Raw genomic sequence first — 19,191 nt, forward strand, 5'->3', positions numbered from 1 at the left:
CTGGCTCAGTCGTTAACGTATAGGCGACCACTACGCCTTCCGGAACGCGGGCTCGCCCGTGTGGAGGACCGGACGCAAATGTGTCCCGCATCCCGCAAAAGGGTGGACTTCCCACCCTTTTGCGCTTTTGCGCCTCTCTTTCTGCCCTGTTTTACCTCCTTTTTGCCCGGGCTCTTCTTCGCTTTCCTGCTCTTCGGCCGCATGGCCACTAACCCTTCGGAGCGCCCATGCGGCGAGGTTACGACCCGCAGATCATCGATCCGCGCAGTCGGGTCGTGACGTCGCGGCGGGTGATGATCAGCGCCGCGTCGGTCGTGACCGTCTCGTAGCCCATAGCCCTAATGCGCGCGGTATCGACGACCCGGATGGTCAGGTCGCCGGATCGCCAGGCGTCATGGGTGAACGGGAACAAGTCGCGCGCATCGCGTCGGGGGTTGAGGATGACGACGCGTCCATTGACCTTGGTCAACGCCTTGTCCCCAGCAGCGACGAACACGATTGGCCCGCCCCGGCGGGGCGACCAGTAGCAGCCGGTACCGTCGAGGCCAGCCGCCCACCAATCCGCCCTCGTCGTTGCCTCCAGCACTGCGGGTCGAGGTGCCGCATCCACTGTGGCGGTGGACGTCAGCACCGGCACGAGCGCCGCAGCGATCCGCAGCGTCAGCGCGCCCCTCATGCGTCGACCTTGATGACGCTGCGCTCGCCCATGATCCGGTGGGAGCGGCCGACCTGTGCGCCGAGCGCCCGCTGCACCAACCAGAAGATCCCCGCGGTCGCTGCTTGCGGCCATTCTTGGCTCAGCCAGCGGTCGACGCGAAACTCGGCCACAACAAGGCCGATGGCGAATGCGGCTGCGGCCCACCACATCGCCAGCCGCGCGGCAAGATAGACGCCGTCGACGATCCACAGCCGCAGCCGCGACGCCGCCGGACGCCAGAAGGCCCAGCCGAATAGCACCAGGGGTGCTGCGGCAGCGGCGATATAGGCATGGTCGGGATCCAAGTTGGCTGCGACCAGGCGATGGGCGAGAAAGCCGGTAGCGGCCAGCACGATGATCGCCCCCGCGGCACGAAAGAAGCCGATCCTGGCGAGGGTGTCACCGAGAATCATGCCGATCAGATAGGGCATGTCCGCCTCCGCTCAGAATGCCGCACGGGATTTCTTTGGCACCAGCCGGTCAGCCTCGGCCATGATGGCGGCATCGTCTGCCTTGCTGGCGCGGGTGCCACGGGTTGCGTCGATGGTGACGCCGTTTGAAGTATCGATGATGATCGTCGGCCCCTCGCTGAAGACCATGCCCTCGCCGCAGCGGTAGCCCGCGTCACACCAGGATCCCCGCAACTCGGTACCCACGGTCGGTCGTCCATACTTCGCCGCCAGCTGCTTACGTAGCGCGGGCAGATCGACCGTCCTGCCGTCGATGCGAAGCGAGAAATTGTCGACGATGCTTCCTGCCTGTACTTGCGCGAAACGGATCGTCAGGCCTTCGCCGTTCGGCCCATGGCAGTCGAACTGCATCGTCCCGGTGGTGTAGGGAACAGGGCCGCGGGCACCGGTGCGGTCCTTCACCTCGGCCGCCACCCTCGCGGCAAAATCGGACTCGTTGCCGAACGGCTTGCAACTATAAGATGCGGCGGCGAGCGCAGTGCGAACCTGCCCGATCGGCATAGCCAGCCGAACCCCGGCAACGTCCATCCGCAACGGGCTCATGCCGGCCGGTGCGGGCTTGGCGGATGCGGGTACCGCCAGCAGCAGCATCGTGGCGATCGTCATCGTTCTGATCATTTTCGTCTTCCTTCTGCGATGGACACGCGACGTCGATCGCCGGGAAGCCTTCCCGGCGTCGCAAGTCCTGATGGTGTTCGGCTTATGCGCGAGTGGGCGCGTCAGCCCGAAGGCGGTGCGCGTGCGGCGAGGTGCCAGGTCATCGCAGCACCAGCGTCACGTATCCCGCCGTGTCGGTCGCACCCGCGACATGTCCGGCATCGAAGGCATGGGCGACACCGAACCGCACCGAGGAGGTCGGCGTCAGCGCATGGGACCACCCGAATTCAAGGTCAAGCTCCCTCGCGTCCGGGGTCAGATCGATGGTACCGGTCCTGGTCGTCAGCGTGCCGGAGACGAGGTCGTACGACACCGGCATTAGCATCATGACGCGGGCGCGTTCGACGCGGAGCGGCGAGGACAGGCCGAATGTCGCCGTGCCGCCGAACAGGCCGTGCCCACCCTCGACCGCGAAGGCAGTGCCGATGACCGGACCGGTGAAGCGCATCGTGTCCGATCCCCCCTCAACCCTGGTGGTGGCGGCGGTGACGCGTGCAGAGACGGGGATGCCGACGACCATGCGTCGCACCGTAAGCGAGGCCATGGTGGTCCTCGCCCCACGCTGTCCAACACCGACGTCCTGGCTCATGCCCAACACGCGACTGCGTTCGGCGAGATCGGATAGTTCGAAGCCGAAACCGGACGGCATGGCGAAGGAGGCGGAGCGCAACGATGCACGTCCGTCGCGCGACGAACCGGACGAGAAGCCGGCGGACCAGCCGTTGCCGGACCATGCCGAGGATATACCGACCGGGGCCGCGACGACCGCGCGCAGCGGAGATCCGGCAACGCCGCCGCTTCCGCCGACGACGACGTTCGCGCCCAGCGTAACCGACTGGCCGGGGGCGGGTGAGAACGAGACCATAGCCGGTCGGTTCGGGCGGGCCTGCCGCCAATAGTCCGGAACGGTGGAAGTGAAGCCGAGACGGGCGTCGGTGCTCGTGGAGGCGGACGTCAGCCACGGCGGGTCGATCGGCGCTAGCATGCCGCCGGCCAGCAGACCGGTGCCGCGCGTGCGGACGCCGGTCGCCGCCGTCATTCGGTAGTCGCGGCCGTAGCGGTCCAACACGGTCATGCCGCCGACGGTACGGCCGATCACGGAGGCGCCGCCGAACGGCCCCGACATGGTCACCGAGGAGAACTCCGCCAGCGCCGTCTGCGCAGCTACGAAGGAACTGGCCGGCGCCTGCGCCTGCATCGCCTTCCCGACGTCGAGCAGTCCCACGCCGTAGAGCTGGTCGACGCCGGGGGTTCCGAGATCGGTGGCCGTGTCGAGCAGGATTCGGCTGATCGCCTTGCCGCCGAGCTGCGGCCAGTACTGCTTGAGCAGGGCCGCCGCACCGGCGATCGCAGGTGCCGCGAAGCTGTTGCCGGTGACGGCCGCGATGGTACCATCCTTGCCCACGACGTCGATGTTCGATGCGACGACCGCGAGGGTACGATCCGCCAGCGCGCCGGGGGTGCCGTTGCCGCTCGGAGCCTGTAGGTTCCGGTCGACGCGGATGCCGAACAGGAACCAGTCCTTGTTGGCCAGATCGATACCGACCAGGTTCTCGGCGATCTGCCCCGCGAAACTGTCGAGGCCGACGTCGTTCGAGACGGAGTTAACGAACAGACGGTCGCTGGTGCGCACCAGATCCATCGCCTTGCGCTGCTCAACAGCGATCTGGCCGCCCGCGAAGCCGTTCAGGCTCATGCTGATGACGAACGCGCCCTTCTCGACCGCGTAGGTGATCGCGGGAGCGATGAGCGCCGCGTTCGGACCGCCGCCCTCGGGCACCGGGCCGGACGTCGGACTGACGTTCGACATGTCCGGGCCTGCGATCTTGAGCGCGAGCAGGGTCGCTTCCGGCGCCACGCCCTGAATGCCCTTGGCGTCACGGGCCGCCAAGGCGACCGATGCGGTCCCGCTGCCGTGACCGTTGTTGTCCTTCAGGTCGTAGCGGACGATCTCGGCGTCGCAGGTGGCGCAGCGGGCGATCTTCTGGTCGAACGAGGTGCTGTCCGCCGAGATGCGGCCCTTGAACTCCGGTTCGTCGACGTTGATGCCGGTGTCGATGACGGCGATGGTGACGCCCTTGCCGGTGATGCCTTTGTCATAGGCATAAGCCGCCTTCATTGCCGCGACGCCAGCCGAAGCCTTGTACTCCGCACTGTCCGCTGCCGTCGGCGGTGGAGTGGGTGTCGGCGACGGTGTCGGACCGGGCGCAGGCACCGTCCCGGACGAGTTGATGCCACCGCCTCCACCGCATGCGGTGAGTAGCAGCGCCACCGACGCGGCCGTTGAATTCCTGATCATGGTAAGCCGTCTATTGCGGCTTCCAATAAGTGCACCCACGCCCGAACCCCCGTCCGCGTGGTGCCGATCGGCTTCCCCAGCCGGCGGCACCGCCCTGTAGAAACGAGGCGGTGCCGGCCCAAAAAGCCGGAAGTTGGAAACCTGTGATGAGACAGGCGCGAACGCTTGTGGGTTAGCTGCTGCCCAGGCGACGGCGGGAGGCGTATTCTTTTTCGGTCAACGGTGACGGGAAAGGAGCAGGTCATGTCGAAGAAGATCGTGGCACCGGCCTATGTTGCGGCGATGGCGCGGGCGGAGGCGGATCCGGCGGCAGCGCGGTTCTGGGTCGGGCTGGACATCGGGTTCAAGAGCACGGCGGTGTGCGTGGTGGATGTCGATGGTGCGGTGGTCCACCAGGTGTCGATGAAGAGCCATGCGACGGAGATCGGCCGCTATCTGCGGCGCAACTTCAAGTCGCACGTGACGCTGATCGGCATGGAGACGGGCGGCCTGTCGCCGCACCTGGCGGGCAAACTGCGCGAGCAGGGTTTCCAGGTGGCGGTGCTCGACGCGCTGCAGGTCCACCGGGTGCTGTCGGTGAAGCGCAACAAGACCGACACCAACGACGCGCGCGGCATCGCCGAGATCACGCGCAGCGGCCGGGACTATCTGACCGAGGTCTACGTCAAGTCGAACCTGTGCTTCGAGGTTAGGGCGTCCCTGATCATGCGCGACCGCCTGGTCAAGCAGCGGCGTGAGACGGAGGCGATGATCCGCGGGCTGGTGCGGGTCTATGGCGGGCGGATCGAACCCGGCAGCGACAGCCCGGCGACGTTCCGCGAACGGTCCATCGACCAGTTGTGCCTCATCGCCGACACCGAAGGCGTCGACCTGCGGCCGCGTGTCATCCCGCTCCTCGATCTGTGCGAGCGTTTTTACATCGAGGCCGGACGGATCGAGCGCGAACTGGACCTGCTCGCTGCGTCCAATCCGGTGTGCAAGCGGTTCATGGAAATCCCCGGCATCGGCACGATCACGGCGCTGTCCTTCTACAGCGCGATCGAGGACCCGACACGGTTCCGGCATGTCGACGATGTCGCGGCCTATCTGGGCCTGACCCCGCGTGTCTATCAGTCGGGTGAGAGCCTGACGCATGGCGGGATCAGCAAGATGGGCAACCAACTGACCCGCACGCATCTGGTCGGAGCGGCGACCGTCATGCTGGCGAACACCAAGTCGTTCAGCACGCTGAAGGACTGGGGGATGAAGCTCAGCAAGCGCGTCGGCTTCAACAAGGCCAAGGTCGCGCTTGCCCGCAAACTGGCGATCGTGATGTTCAGCCTATGGCGGGACGGCACCCATTTCATGGCGAAGGCCGCCGATGTGGGGCCGCACCGCGACCTGATGCAGGCGCGCGCGACCGCATAGACAATTCCAGGTTCACACTAGGTTCGTCCGCGCAAATGCGGCGAAACCGTCCTCCCGGGAGGCGGAGGGACAGGAGACTTCGGGCCTAAAGGTGAGGTGGCGACAACCTCGTGACGCTTGTTGAAGCTCCACCCTTTGCACGTGAATGCCCATATTGCGGCAGGCGACAGGCCCAACGGCCATGCCACGCGCCCGACCGCGAAGAGACTGTTGCACTCCGGGAGTGATGACAGGTGATCTTGCAAAGATCCGCGAAGGAGCAGATCATGAGGTAGCGTTAAGAAGTCGGGATATCCCTCACACCGAGGGGCAGCAGCTAGAGACTTTAGGCCCGAGAGCCCTGGACATACGCGTCCGCCTCCCGGCCGAAACTGGTTCGACCGGGCATACGGCTACCCATCACGAGGTTTCCACGCCTCGGTTCGCCTGCTGGCGAACGCACCGACTCTACGTCAGCCAGGTTAACAATCTCAAGCGGTGATCGGTGCGGCCGCTAAAATCGTGTGCTGAACGCGGTTCACTTCGTCTTGTCCACTTTCGGTCGCCCCAATCGGCCAGGCGTACGGACCCCGAATTTCAAACGGTTCACCGGGCGAATGCGGATCGGTCTACACGGTTGGATATGCGCGGTCAGCGGCGTCAGGTGCTTGAGCGCCTCCAGTTTGATCGATAGATCCGCCTCGTCGTCATAGGTTCGGGCTGTCTCGGTCTCGCCTTCATGGCCGAAGATGTCGCAGCGGACGCTGTCCGGCACGACGCCCTTCAGGATCGACGTGGCCGTACCGCGGAAGCTGTGGACGTCCTTGTCCTTCCAAGCGCCGCCCGCCTGATGCCGCCAGGGCGTTCCGTTGGGGAACGCCCATTTTCTCCACGGATTGAAGATGCTCTTGTAGAAGGTGCTGGCGAAGCTGGAACTGCCCGGCGATGCCATGTCTGGAAACAGCATGGTGCAGCCCGCCGCACGGATCGCGTGGACATATTCGATGAAGCCCAGCCGGATCAGCTCCGGATGGATCGGCAGCTTGCGGATGGACTGAACATTCTTCAGCCCACGGTCTTCCGTGAAATCGATCTGCAGATATGGAATCAGTTCGTCTTCATGCACATCGCTAAGCGGCAACCCGGCCAGCTCCGAGCTGCGACCGCCATAGAGCGGCAGCATGAGCGGCAGCCAGTACCAAGCATCGTGCAGGATCTCGCTTCCGGGCGTCAGGCGGCGATCGATCCCGGCCGCCCCGGTCCAGATCGGGGCCGACAGCAGCCGGCGAACTTCCTGCTTCGTCCAGTTCGCGCGCCTCTCCCGATCACGCTTTTGCTGTTGACGTGCCTTTTTGCCGACGCCTTTCCGGGCCGTCTTGAAGTCGATCGCTTCGGCGGGACGATGGCCTTTCTCCCTGTTCGCACCTGCGGCGTGATGAAGGACGGCCATGATCCAACTGATATGCTTGTTGATCGTAACTTGGGAAATGCCGCGCATCTTCTCCGGCATGGTCTTGGCCCGTGCCAAGCTCGCCGCAATCCCGCCCACGCGTTCCTCGGTTGTACGGCCCCAGCGGTTGGGCAGGGTGCTGCACAGGTCAGTGAAGTCAGTCACATGCTCCTGCGTGATATCCTCTATGAAGACGTCGCCGCCGCAAGCATAGTCGAGCAGGCGAATGGCGGTCCGAACCTGCTGGATCGTGACGGCATCCCATGCGCGCTGGCGTTCATGGACTGCGATGCAGGCGTCGGCGGCGTCGACGAGGCGTTGCTTCGCCTTGGCCGGCACCGGCTGGACTGCCACCTGCTCGACCGGGCTGGTCGGTTGCGGCTTGGACGGCTGAGGTGGCGGGACCGACGTCGTTTCCCATGCGAATGGCGTATCGTCCGCAAGCGCGTCGTCGATCCATTCAGCGGGCACATCCTCGTCCAGGGACAGGTTCGCCGTCGCCTTCCGACACGCAACGGCCTTGGCGGCGCAGATGGTACGGCGCATCTTGTCCAGATTTGCCGCCGTCGGCGCGATCCCGAAATTTTCGATATAAGTGCCGATCTGCTCGCCCGAGACGGGGCTCCCACCCTGAAGGTCGAAGACCGTGTCGGCGACGACCTTGGCGTCGGACAGGTTCCAACCGTTGGCGGTCAGGCGATCAAGGTCGTCGAGCGTCCATTTCGCGTCGAGTCCGCGCTTGGACAGGAAGGTCCAGGCCTCGGCATAGCGGGAGTTGAGGCTGGCGTGATCGACGGCGGGAGTGCTGCTGGCGACCTGGTCCTCGAGAATGCGCTTCAACTGCCAGCGCAGTGCGTCGCTGAACACCTTCTTGAGTTGATCCGGGCTAACACCCGTCGACCGCTCGCCATACCCCATGCGCAATGTTTCCGCCGCCGAACCGAGGCGCAAGGCGATGACCCGCGCGTCCGTAAAGCTCATCGCACCGATGGGTAACGCCAGCGTTAACCGCACGCCAGCGACCGTCATTTTCTTGCGCCACCAATAGCGACTGCCCCGCAGCGCCACGTTCGAAAAGCCCATTCCGCCACCCCAAGGGGTACAGCGAGGGGTACAGTCGGGGGTACAACCGTCCCTGATCGCCGCCGTTAAGACGCGAAATCAAAGACTTGCAAGCGGATGGTCGGGGAGACAGGATTCGAACCTGCGACATCCTGCTCCCAAAGCAGGCGCGCTACCAGACTGCGCCACTCCCCGACAGGCGGTTGCCCTTAGGGGAAGCAGGGATCGTGGTGCAAGCGCTAAATCCCGAATATGCTACAGGTTGGCTTGTTCTTCGCGCGGCAGCTTCGCGTCCGGGGGGTAGTAGAGGCTGGCGCATTCCTCGCGCAGGCAGCCGCCTTCGATGCTGATGTCGTCGCGATACGCGTCGGCGATGAAGGACAGGGTATCGATGTGGCGCGCCTCGAAATACATCGCATGGACGTCCTCGCGCTCCGCTCCGTAGACCACGCGGCCGACCTTCGACCAGATCGCAGCCATCGTGCACATGCCGCAGGGTTGCAGCGTCGAATAAAGCGTGGCGTCGCGAAGTTCGAGTTCCCCCTCCCCTTCGCAGCCGCGCCGGATCGCCATCATTTCGGCATGAGCGGTCGCGTCGGGCAGTTCCTCGGTCTGATTTCGCTCGGCGGCGATGACCCGACCGTTACGGACGATCACCGAGCCGAGCGGCGAGGTCGAGGGATCGGATCCCTTCGACCGGGCGACCGCGATGGCCATGCGCATCCAATGTTCATCTTCCTGGGTCATGCCCGGTCAACGCCGTATCGACGATTTCGGGCCCAACATGTTGAGAAGGCCAGCGCTTTACAGTCGAAACAGCCCCCGACCGATCCCGTCCGCCTACCGTTCTGGCACCAGGCGGCGCGTGATCCTACGCCGATGGAACGGCATCTTTCGCAGGACCAGCAGGCGGCGGCGAGCTATCCGGTCCTGTCCGACCGGTTCCAGGCTCCCCGCGCACATGATGGACGTCCGCCTAGCGCCGCACCGCCCCCTTGCGGGCATAATAGTCGCTGAGCACGCCGAAGGCTTCCTTGCGCTGCCCCGTCTCGGAGATCAGGCCCTTGCGGTTCCATCCCTGCTGGAAGTCAGGATTCTGACGGCGCGGTGAGCGGAAATCCTTCAATATCCAGGGCGACATGCCGCGCAAGGTTAGGACACCGTCCGCCATGCCCAGCGTCGCGCGGTAATAATCGGCCTGATAATCCTCGGAGAATTTCTGCTTGTTGGCGGGATCGTGAAAGCCTGCCCGCGCATCGGCGCCGAATTCGGAAAAGATCAACGGCTTGTCGGCGGGCACCCGCCACTCGCTGCGCGCCAGATCGGCCAGCCGGTCCTGCGAGTACCAGCCATTATAGGTGTTGATCGCCATGACATCGAGCATGTCGGCCAGCGGGTCGGCCAGCGTCATGACGGGATGGTCGGCCCCCTCCGCCCGCTCGACCAGCAGGGCCGCGCTGACGAGCCGGGTATCATCCAGCCGCCGGACATCGCCGACCAGCGTGCGCAGGAAGACGTTGCGGGCATCGGTCACCGGCGTCTCGTTCGCGACGCTCCATATCGCGATCGCGGCGCGGTTGCGGTCGCGCAGGATATTCTCCGCCAGCATGGTTCGGGCGCGGGCCAGCGTGTCGGGATTGGACCAGGCGACGCGCCAATAGACGGGCACCTCGCTCCATACGATCAGGCCGAGTTCGTCGGCCAGCCGTACGGTGACGTCGGAATGCGGATAATGCGCCAGCCGGACGAAATTGCCATGCAGCCCGTCCTTGATCTCGGCCAGCAACGCCCGTGCCGCCGCGGGTGTAATGGCACGGGTGGGTTGGACGCCCAGTTCCTCCTCGTGCATCGAAATGCCGCGCAGGAAAATGGGCTTGCCGTTCAACAGGATGTCCGCCCCGCGCCGCTCTATCGTGCGAAAGCCGATCCGGTCGCGCCACTGATCCTCGCCCGATACGATCGTGACGTCGTAGAGCCTGGGCCGATCGGGCGACCAGCGGACGAACGCGCGCGGTGCCGCCATCGTCGCGCGCCAGTTCCCGTTGGCATCGGTGGTGCCGGCACGATCCAAACCCAGCTCGGCGATGCGCAGCCGCACCGCACGGTTCGCCGCCTGCGGCCCGTCGAGATGCACGTCAACCGCCATACGACCATCGCGGGTCAGCCGGACCCAGGCATCGTCGACATAGGTATCGGGCGTGGCGATCAGGCGGACCGGCCGGGTGATGCCGCCATAATTCTCCCAGTCGGTGACGGGCGGCGGCACGGTCGCCTCGGTCGCTTGGCTGTCGACGCCGACCGTGATCTGGTTCTCACCGTCACGCAGCACCCCGGTCACGTCGAAGGCGAAGGGGGTGAAGCCGCCCTCGTGCCGCCCCACCTGCCGGCCGTTCACATAGACGATGGTCGCATAATTGGCGGCACCGAAGCGCAGGAAATACCGGCCCTTGCGGGCCCCGGGCACGGCAAAGGTCCGCTGATACCACATCAGCCCGTCATAATGGCGAAGCTCGGGCGCATGGGTCAGCCAGGAGGATGGCAGCGACGTCAGCGGCGAATGCGCGAGGTCGAACTCATAGAGGACGCGGCTGTCCTTCGCCATGGCGGCACGGATATCGACATCGCGCCAGCGCTGCTGGCCCGCATCGGGCATGCCGCCGTGAAACCCCGCGATCCCCGATCGGAAGGGGTCGATCGAATAATGCCACGGACCCGACAGGTCGGTGCCGTCACGCAGATCGGCCGAGGCCAGAACCGGACCGGGTGATGGTGGCGTTCCCGGCGGCAGCGCCTGTGCCGCAAGCGGCGTCGCCATTACCCCCAGCAGGGCGGCCATCACCCCGTAACAGCGCTTTGCCATCATCCCGTCTCCCCTATTCGTCGCCGCCCCTTCGGGCGTACGAGGGCGATCTTATCCCCCGGATCGCGATGCGCACAGCCCGCCGCTCATTATGTTCGACCAGCTTTGGCGGCACCGCCCCGACGAACCGGTCCGTGCTTCCCCCTTACTCGGCATAATGGAAGTAATGGAAATCGGCCGGGTGGCCGCTGCCGCTCATATCCTGACACGCCATGCCGACGAACGCGCCAGTGAAGTTGGGCAATCCGGGCAACGTCGCCTCGTCGGACAGGATGCTGGCGTCGAACTTGTCCGGCAGCCAAGTCCACTCGCCCTCCCCCTGGCGACGGAAGGCGAAGCGCAACACCTCGTGATCGACCGCCGCGCGGAGCTCGATCGGCCCGGCGGGAAGCGGCAATGGGTTGGAGATCAGGCTCTGCCCCTCCCCGATCGGCAGCACCGACAGAACTTGGACCAACCGCTCGCCCGCGTCGCCCGCCGTGATGTGCAGGAAGTGATATTTGGTGCTGTTGTAATAGCAGACGAGCCCGGCGGCCTGCTGGAAATGCGCGGGTTCGAACTCCACCAGCGTGCGCGCGTCATAGGCGAAGGCGGTCTGGCGGCGGGCGACCAGCGCCTGGTCGAAATGGCTGCCGATCGTGTCGCGCCCGAACAGGCGAAGGACACCCGGCCGCTTGGTCAGGCTGAACAGCCGTTCGGGCCGGGGCGTGCGCAGCCATTGGAAGGCGGGCGGCAGGGTCGGGCCGTCGAACACATCCCGTTCATCGACCCGTTCGGCCGGCACTCCGACCGGCGTCGGCTCGGCACAGCGCAGCCAGCCGTCCGCGCCCCAGGTCATGCGCTGGATCGCCGTCTCGCGCCCCATCACACACCGGCCGCTGGCGGGGAGCGGTCGCCCGCACAGATAGGCCATCCAGGTTTCACCCCCCGGCGTCTCGACCAGATCGCCATGGCCGGTCCGCTGCAACGGCGCGTCGGGGGTATCGCGCGCACTCAGCACCGGCCCGTCGGGATGCACCTCATAGGGGCCGAACAGGTCGCGCGAGCGTGCCATCGTCACGGCATGACCGCGCTCGGTCCCCCCCTCGGCGACCAGCAAATGATACCAGCCGTCGCGCCGGTACAGATGCGGCCCCTCGGTAAAGCCCAGCGCCGTGCCGTCGAAGATGCGCCGCCGCTCGCCCAGCAGGCGGCCGGTGGTCATGTCCATCTCCTGGATGACGATCCCGGCGAAGCGCTTGCGATCCGGGCGATGGTCCCACAGCATGTTGAGCAGCCAGCTGCGTCCGTCCTCGTCATGGAAGAGCGCCGGGTCAAAGCCGCTACTGTTCAGATGGATGGCATCCGACCATTCGCCGTCGATCCGGTCGCACGACACCCAGTAATTGTGGAAGTCGCGCAGCGACGCCCCCTTGGCGCCGTCGACGGTCGTGCGGCCGTAACGCTTCACATCGGTGAAGATCAGGTGGAAGCGCCCGTCCTTGTAGCTGAGGTCCGGCGCCCAGACGCCGCAGCCATCGGGATTGCCCCGCATGTCGAGCTGGTCCGCCCGGTGGAGCGGCCGGGCCACCAGCGTCCAGTTCGCCAGGTCGCGGCTATGGTGGATCTGGACGCCGGGATACCATTCGAAGGTCGAGGTCGCGATGTAGTAATCCTCGCCGACGCGCACGATCGAGGGATCGGGGTTGAAGCCCCGCAGGATGGGATTGGTCGGGGTCATGCGGGTTTGCGCACCAGGGTCCAGAGGAGAGCAGCTCCGGCCAGATCGAGCAGGCCGAGAAGGATGAAGAATGGCTGATAGCCGACCTGATCGACCAGCGAGCCGAGCGTCAGGGTGAAGAGCAGCACGCCCAGATTGGCTGCCGTCCCCGACACCCCGGTCGCGGTCGCCACCTGGTCCTGCGGGAACAGGTCGGAGCATAGCGTGATGACGGTCACCGACAGCGTCTGATGCGCAAAACCACCCAGGCAGAGAAGGGCAACGGCGGCGACCGGGCTGTTCACGCTGCCCACGAACATCATCCCGGTCATCAGCACCGCACCCAGCGTAAAGGCACCGCGCCGCGCGTCGATCAGGTTGATCCCGCGCCGCTGCAGAAAGGCGACGACGGCGGGTCCGAACAGGCAGCCGAGGTCGGCGGCGAGGAACGGCAGCCAGGCGAACAGCGCGATCTGGGTCAGGTCGAAATGGCGTGCCTGCACCAGATAGAGCGGCATCCAGAGCGACAACATGCCCCATACCGGATCGGCCAGGAACCGCGCCGCCGCGATCGCCCAGAGGTTGCGACGACGCAGCAGCTCGCCCAGCGGCGGACGGCGGCGCTGCCTGGCGAGCGAGGCCTCCTGCCCCTCGACGATCAGCCTATGCTCGCCCTCGGACAAGGCACGGTGACGGCCGGGCGGCGCATACCAGAACAGCCAGGCCACGACCCAGAGCAGCCCCAGGCCGCCCGCCACAAAGAACGCCGCCCGCCAGCTGTGATGGAACACCGCCCAGGCGACGAGCGGCGGCGCGAACACCGCGCCGAACGACGCGCCGATCTGATAGATGCCGCCCGCCAGCCCACGCTCGCGTGCCGGAAACCACTCGGCGACGACCTTCATGCCCGCAGGTTGTGCCGATCCCTCGACCAGCCCCAGCGCGCCGCGAAGCCCCGCAAAGCCGAGCCAGCCATTGGCGAAACCATGGCCCAGCGTGATCAGCGACCAGACCGCGACGAACAGCGAGAAACCGATCTTCAGCCCGATCAGGTCGAGCAGATAGCCCGCCACAGGTTGGAACATGATGCCGAACTGAAACGCGCCAGTGATCCAGCTATATTGCTGCGAGCTGATATGCTGTTCGGTCATGATCGCGGGCGCGGCGACGCCCAGGATGCTGCGCGTCAGATAGTTGATGACCATCGCAACCACGAACAGCGCGATGATCGTCCAGCGAATATAGGGAAACCGCTTCACACCCCGCCCTTCAATTCCACGCATCACTCCGGCCCCCATTGACCATCCGCCCCGTGCCGAGGCACGGCATGTCCCGAGCATCGGCACGATCCCCATGCCGATCGCGGGACAGGACGATCGTGACGAACAGCCGACGGCGCCCACGCGGTGTCACCATCATCGACGTGGCCAAGGAAGCCGGTGTCTCGCCCATGACCGTCTCGCGCGTCATCAACGGCGATGCCGGTGTGCGCGACGAGGTGCGCGTGCATGTCCGCGCGGTGATCACCCGGCTGAACTACACCCCCAACCTGATGGCGCGCAGCCTGGTGACATCCAGCGAGATCCGCATCGGCGTGATCTATTCCAACCCCAGCGCCGCGTTCATGAGCGAGTTGCTGGTCGGCGTGTTCGAGGAAGCCTCGACCCGCGCGGTGCAGCTGTTCCTGCTGAAGGGCGAACAGGGGCGACCACCCACCCGCGAGGCGATCCAGGGCCTGATCGCGCAGCGCATCGCCGGTCTGCTCCTGGCGCCGCCGCTCGGCGAATCCCCCTTCCTGCGCGAGATCGTGCGCGGGGCGGGTCTGCCCGTCGCGGTGGTCGGCGGCGTCGCCCCGGATGCGATCTGCGTCTGGATCGACAATGACCGTGCCGCCTATGACATGACCCGTCACCTGATAGGCCTGGGCCATCGTCGCATCGGCTTCGTCCACGGCAATCCCGACCAGTCGGCCAGTATCGCGCGCCTGGCGGGTTTTCGCCGAGCGGTCGCCGAAGTCGAGGGCCTGGAGACACGGATCGTGCAGGGCGACTTCAGCTATGCCTCGGGCCTGACCGCAGGCGAGGCGCTGCTGAACGGCGAGCGGCCGCCGACCGCCATCTTCGCCAGCAACGACGACATGGCCGCCGCGATCGTCTCGGTCGCGCATCGGCGGCATCTGGACGTGCCGGGCGACCTGACCGTGGTGGGCTTCGACGACAGCACGGCGGCGACGACGCTCTGGCCGCCGCTCACCACCATTCACCAGCCGGTCCGCGCGCTGGCGACCGAGGCGTTGCAAAGGCTGATCCAGGAAATCCGTGGCGGTGCGTCGAAGGTCGATAGCGAGCCGCGTATCACGATGCTGGAGCATCAGTTGGTCGAGCGCCAATCCACCGCCCCACCGCGCTCGTAAACCTGTTCCTCTCCCGCAAGGGGAGGTGGCAGAGCGTAGCCCTGACGGAGGGGTGTCGTCCTCTCGACAGCGGGACACCCCTCCACCATGCTGCGCATGGTCCCCAGTGGCAGGAATGAGGGGACAGCAAATGACGAAAAGACCCACCTCCCCCTACCGTGCCGACGCCGTCACGCCGGCCTCGCTCTGGACCACCGGCTTCATCGTCCCGTCGGGATTGTAATAAAGCCGCTCGACCGTCACCGCGCGCCGTCCGATCGCGCCGCTCTGGTCGCCGATCGCCAGGTTCGCATTGTGCAGGAACAGGTAGGACTTGCCCTTGAACTCGGCGATGCCGGGATGGATCGTAAAGCTGTACTTGCCCGAGCCGGTCAGCAGCCCGCGATAGGTCCAGGGCCCCTTCAACGACGGCGCGGTGGCATAGGAGATATGCTCGTCGCGCTGCGTCGTCCGGTCGAGCGAGGCATAGGTCAGGTAATAGAGCTTGCCCCGCTTGTGCAGCCAGGGCCCCTCCTCGAAATGCGGCGGCGTGATCTCAGTGATCGGGCCGTCGATCTCGATCATGTTGGGCTTCAGCTTGGCGATATAGCATTGCCGGTTGCCCCATGCGATCCAGGTCGTGCCGTCGTCATCGGTCAGCACGGTCGGATCGATATCCTCCCAGCTATGCGTGCCCTTGGGCGTCATCTCGTTCGTGATCAGGGCCGATCCCTTGGCATCGACGAACGGGCCGGTCGGCTTGTCCGAGACGGCGACCGCGATCGCCTTGCCCGGATGGGTGTCGTCATGCTCGACCGCGGCGTAGAACCAGTATTTGCCGTTCTTGCGGACGACCTGGCTGGCCCAGGCATCCTTCTTGGCCCATTTGAAGTCCTTCACGTTCATGATGGGCCCGTGCGGCGTCCAGTGGCGCATGTCGGTGGTGGAATAGACCAGCCATTCCTTCATGTTGAACATCTCGTCGCGCTGCGCCTCGTCATGCCCGACATAGAGGTACAGCCGGTCGCCCACGACCAGGGGCGCGGGGTCCGCGGTGAAGCGGTCGCGGATGATCGGGTTGGAGCCTGGGGTGGAAGGCGGCGTATCCGCCGCCGCCGTCCCCATCAGCACCGCCAGCAACAGGGGTGCCATCATCCGCGACTTCTTCATGTCATCCCCTCTTAAAAGCTGAACCGGACGCCGACCCGGAACACCCGGCCGAGCACGTCATACAGCGCCGGGTTCACGAAATAGGGCGACCGGGCCGGGTCGCGATTGAACACATTGTCGACTTTGAAATAGGCGGTGGCCGCCTTGTTCAGGTTATACGTGCCGCCAATGTCGAAATAGAAGGCGCCGGGGATGAAATTATTGTCGATCGTCGGCCGGTTGGCTGTCGAGGCGGGGCAGCCGGTCGTGCACTGGATATACTGATTGCCCAGCTTGCCGTCGCTGAACCAGCGCTCCTGGAGCAGCAGCGACCAGTCGTCGGTGGCATAGGTCTGCACCGCCAGCCACTTCCACTTCGGCGTATTGCCGATATTCACGCCCGCCGTGTCGTTCGGGATCGTGTTCGGCAGGCCGGTATCGGTGATGAAGCGCCGGATATTGGTCGCCAGCGCACGTAGCGTCAGGCTGCCCGGCAGGCCCATCGGATTGCGCCAGCGATAGCTCGCTTCGATATCGAAGCCGTCGGTCAGGATCGACGCCAGGTTGAACGACTGGACGTTGATGAAGTTCGGCCCGTTCGGATTGTTCAGGTTGAACACGCCGCACGTCTCCGGCGCCACGTTCAGATAGCACAGGTTGACGATATCCTGTGCGCCCAGGCTGGAGATCACGTCGGTGATCTTGATCTTGTAATAGTCGACCGACAGGCTGAGGCCCGGGATCGCCTGGGAGTTGGAGAAGGCGATGCCCAGCGTCGTGTTGCGCGCGATTTCGGGCGTCAGGTTGACGTTGCCGATGGTGTTCTGAAGCGCCAGCACGTTGACGTTGCGGAACGGGTCGAAGAAGCCCGGCAGCGTCGTCGTCACGGGGGCGGCGAACAGTTCCGACAGGTTGGGCGCGCGAACGTCGCGCGAGGTCACGCCACGGATGCGCAGGCCATCGACCGGCAGGTCCCAGGTGCCGCCGACCTTCCACGCCCAGACGGTGCCCGAGGTGCTGTAGTCGGTGACGCGCACCGCGCCGTTGATATTGGCCCGGCCGCCCGCATCCGAATTGATGATCGGCAGGTTGGCCTCAACAAAGGCTTCCTTGACGCTGTAGGCGCCCGACCCGTTCTTGTAGTTGCCCGCATACCAGTTGTTGCCCGCATCCAGCAGCGCGGGGTCCGCCGGATAGGCGGCATTGGCCGGGGTGTTGGCGAAGCCAGCGCCGTATGGATCGGCGCGCACACGGTAGAATTCGTGGCGGAACTCGCCGCCGAACGCGATCGACACCGGTCCTGCCCAGGAGGAAAAGGGCGAGCCCGAGAAGTTCAGGCTGATGACGTCCTGCGTCTGGCGCGTCCGCTGGTACGGGCCCGCCTGCGGCATGATGTAGCTGAGCGCGGCGGCGGAAGGATTGCCGCCGAAGATGTTGAGCGGCTGGCACCCGTTGGCGCGCGCGGTGGCATCGGCGCAGACGATCGCGCCGTTCAGCGTCGTCGCGTTGATCGCCTGGTTGAAGCGACGCGACAGCATGATGTTGCTGACGTCGACATCGGTATAGTTGGTCCCGTGCTCGTAATACATGTCGTACGACCAGTCGGACCCGAGCACCGCCTCACGCCCCTTGGCACCCGCGACGAAGCGGAACTGGCGGCGATCGGTATAGACCTGACTGTTGCCCAGCGCCGCGTTGCTGGTGCCGTACTGGAAATTGGTGATGCCAGCCGTCGTGCAAGCCGCCTTGACCAGCGCGGGGACGTACGGATTGGCGCACTGGATGGTCAGGTTGGGGCGGTTCTGCCCGCCGACCGGCTGGTTGTTGGTCTTCACCTGGCCGATATTGATCGTGCCGTAGATCTCGCCATTGGGCGCGAAGTCATAGCCGATCCGGCCATAGCTGTTCACCCGCTGGATCTTCGACTGGAGCGAGCGTCCGGCATCGACATTGCCCGACAGGTCGCCGCCTTGGCAGAAGCCGGGCAGACAGCCACGGACATTACCCGCCGCGTCGCGTGCCGGCACGCCGTTCGAGCCGTACTGGAACTGGAACGGATTGCCCGACTGGTCGAAGGCGGTGCCCTGGAGCGGCCCGGCGGTGATCAGGCCGTATTTGGTGTAATTATAGGACTGGGCAAAGTCGCGGAACAGATATTGCGGCGCTCCGTCGTTCAGCACGTTGCGGTTGATCAGCGTCGACTGGCGGAACCAGTCGCGCCCGCCCGCCAGGCCGATGCCGAAGTCGCCACCGCCGACACCGTCCTCATGCGCATATTCGGTGCTGGCGATGACGTGCAGCGTGTCGTTCAGCAGGCTGGTACCCCCGGCCAGCTGGACCAGCACCTGGCCATCGTCGCCATAGGTGGTCAGGCCGCCCTGGACATTGCCCTTGATCCCCTTGAACCGGGTATCGGTGATGAAGTTGACCACACCGCCGACCGCATCCGAGCCGTAGGAGGCCGAGGCACCGCCGTTCACCACATCGACGCGCTTGATCAACAGCTGCGGGAACAGGCTGATGTCGGGAACGCCGGTGACGTTCGCGCCGACGACGCGCTGTCCGTCGAGCAGCGTCAGGGTGCGGATCGCACCGACGCCGCGCAGCGAAAACGAACTGAGCCCCTGCTGCCCGCTCGAGGTGCTGAAGGTGTTGGTCGCGGTGCCGGTCGAACCCTGGAGCGAGGGAAGCTGGGCGACGGTGGTGAAGATGTTGGGCTGTGCGTTGGCGGCGATCTGTTCCTCGCCGATCACCGTCGTCGGGGTCGGCGCGGTGAAGCCGCCGGTGGTGATGCGCGATCCGGTCACGATGATGTCGCGCGCCGCACCGTCGTCGACCTGATCGGCCGCCGTCGCGGGGGCGGCGGTCACGTTCTGGCCATTGGCTGGAGTGGCAGGGTCGGCCTGAACGGCCTCGTTGGGCGGAACCTGCGCCCAGGCTGGCGTGGCGGCGATGCCACCGGCCAGCACCATCAGGCTGACGGCGCCCAGGACGCGGCAGCGCGAACGCCGGGCGTGCATACCCTTCATCATCATGATCCTCATCCCCTTGATTCTTGTTTTCTGGTAAC

The 19,191-nt window shown here is 65.6% G+C and carries 13 protein-coding genes and 1 tRNA gene; 2 read left to right on the top strand and 12 right to left on the bottom strand.

Translation table 11 applies throughout. The features are described from left to right. Window positions 1–238 precede the first annotated feature (238 nt). From SOM26_RS16155 to SOM26_RS16170, 4 genes are all read right to left on the bottom strand, one after another. Entirely contained in the window at window positions 239–676 is a 438-nt protein-coding gene (locus tag SOM26_RS16155) for a hypothetical protein (RefSeq protein WP_320453741.1), read from the bottom strand. Continuing rightward, on the bottom strand, window positions 673–1,128 hold the full coding sequence (locus SOM26_RS16160) for a hypothetical protein (RefSeq protein WP_320453742.1): 456 nt from the start codon (window positions 1,126–1,128) through the stop codon (window positions 673–675). The genes SOM26_RS16155 and SOM26_RS16160 overlap by 4 nt, the downstream gene beginning before the upstream one ends. Before the next feature lie 12 nt (window positions 1,129–1,140). After that, complete coding sequence (locus SOM26_RS16165) at window positions 1,141–1,773, bottom strand: hypothetical protein (protein WP_320453743.1); 633 nt, start codon at window positions 1,771–1,773, stop codon at window positions 1,141–1,143. Between the two features lie 151 nt (window positions 1,774–1,924). After that, a complete protein-coding gene (locus SOM26_RS16170; RefSeq protein ID WP_320453744.1) occupies window positions 1,925–3,943 on the bottom strand; it encodes a S8 family serine peptidase in 2,019 nt (672 codons plus the stop codon). Between the two features lie 423 nt (window positions 3,944–4,366). Between SOM26_RS16170 and SOM26_RS16175 the strand changes: the two genes are divergently transcribed. Next, entirely contained in the window at window positions 4,367–5,530 is a 1,164-nt protein-coding gene (locus SOM26_RS16175; RefSeq protein WP_320453745.1) for an IS110 family RNA-guided transposase, read from the top strand. Between the two features lie 517 nt (window positions 5,531–6,047). Here the strand turns inward: SOM26_RS16175 and SOM26_RS16180 are convergent. From SOM26_RS16180 to SOM26_RS16205, 6 genes are all read right to left on the bottom strand, one after another. Next, complete coding sequence (locus SOM26_RS16180; protein WP_320453746.1) at window positions 6,048–8,027, bottom strand: site-specific integrase; 1,980 nt, start codon at window positions 8,025–8,027, stop codon at window positions 6,048–6,050. 112 nt (window positions 8,028–8,139) lie between these two features. Beyond that, a tRNA-Pro gene (locus SOM26_RS16185) sits at window positions 8,140–8,216 on the bottom strand. Window positions 8,217–8,276: 60 nt separating this feature from the next. Next, window positions 8,277–8,768 carry a nucleoside deaminase gene (locus SOM26_RS16190; RefSeq protein WP_320453747.1) on the bottom strand — a complete coding sequence of 164 codons (492 nt, stop codon included), beginning with the start codon at window positions 8,766–8,768 and terminating at the stop codon, window positions 8,277–8,279. 229 nt (window positions 8,769–8,997) lie between these two features. Beyond that, window positions 8,998–10,884 (bottom strand): glycoside hydrolase family 2 protein, encoded by a 1,887-nt coding sequence (locus SOM26_RS16195; protein WP_320453748.1) that lies wholly within the window; start codon window positions 10,882–10,884, stop codon window positions 8,998–9,000. 142 nt (window positions 10,885–11,026) lie between these two features. Beyond that, the gene (locus tag SOM26_RS16200) at window positions 11,027–12,601 is read right to left on the bottom strand and encodes a glycoside hydrolase family 43 protein (RefSeq protein ID WP_320453749.1); all 1,575 of its coding nucleotides are present in this window, start codon (window positions 12,599–12,601) and stop codon (window positions 11,027–11,029) included. Next, window positions 12,598–13,863, bottom strand: a complete 1,266-nt coding sequence (locus SOM26_RS16205; protein ID WP_320453787.1) for an MFS transporter — start codon at window positions 13,861–13,863, stop codon at window positions 12,598–12,600. The genes SOM26_RS16200 and SOM26_RS16205 overlap by 4 nt, the downstream gene beginning before the upstream one ends. 95 nt (window positions 13,864–13,958) lie before the next feature. Between SOM26_RS16205 and SOM26_RS16210 the strand changes: the two genes are divergently transcribed. After that, the gene (locus SOM26_RS16210; protein WP_320453750.1) at window positions 13,959–14,993 is read left to right on the top strand and encodes a LacI family DNA-binding transcriptional regulator; all 1,035 of its coding nucleotides are present in this window, start codon (window positions 13,959–13,961) and stop codon (window positions 14,991–14,993) included. Window positions 14,994–15,146: 153 nt separating this feature from the next. On the opposite strand, the gene SOM26_RS16215 is transcribed toward SOM26_RS16210, so the two are convergent. Continuing rightward, entirely contained in the window at window positions 15,147–16,142 is a 996-nt protein-coding gene (locus SOM26_RS16215) for a glycoside hydrolase family 43 protein (protein WP_320453751.1), read from the bottom strand. An 11-nt stretch (window positions 16,143–16,153) separates the two neighbouring features. Continuing rightward, window positions 16,154–19,150: a TonB-dependent receptor domain-containing protein gene (locus SOM26_RS16220; RefSeq protein ID WP_414712081.1), complete on the bottom strand. Its 2,997-nt coding sequence runs from the start codon at window positions 19,148–19,150 to the stop codon at window positions 16,154–16,156. Between the last annotated feature and the right edge of the window lie 41 nt (window positions 19,151–19,191).

Source organism: Sphingomonas sp. CFBP8993, from assembly GCF_034044895.1.
Classification (GTDB): Bacteria; Pseudomonadota; Alphaproteobacteria; order Sphingomonadales; family Sphingomonadaceae; genus Sphingomonas.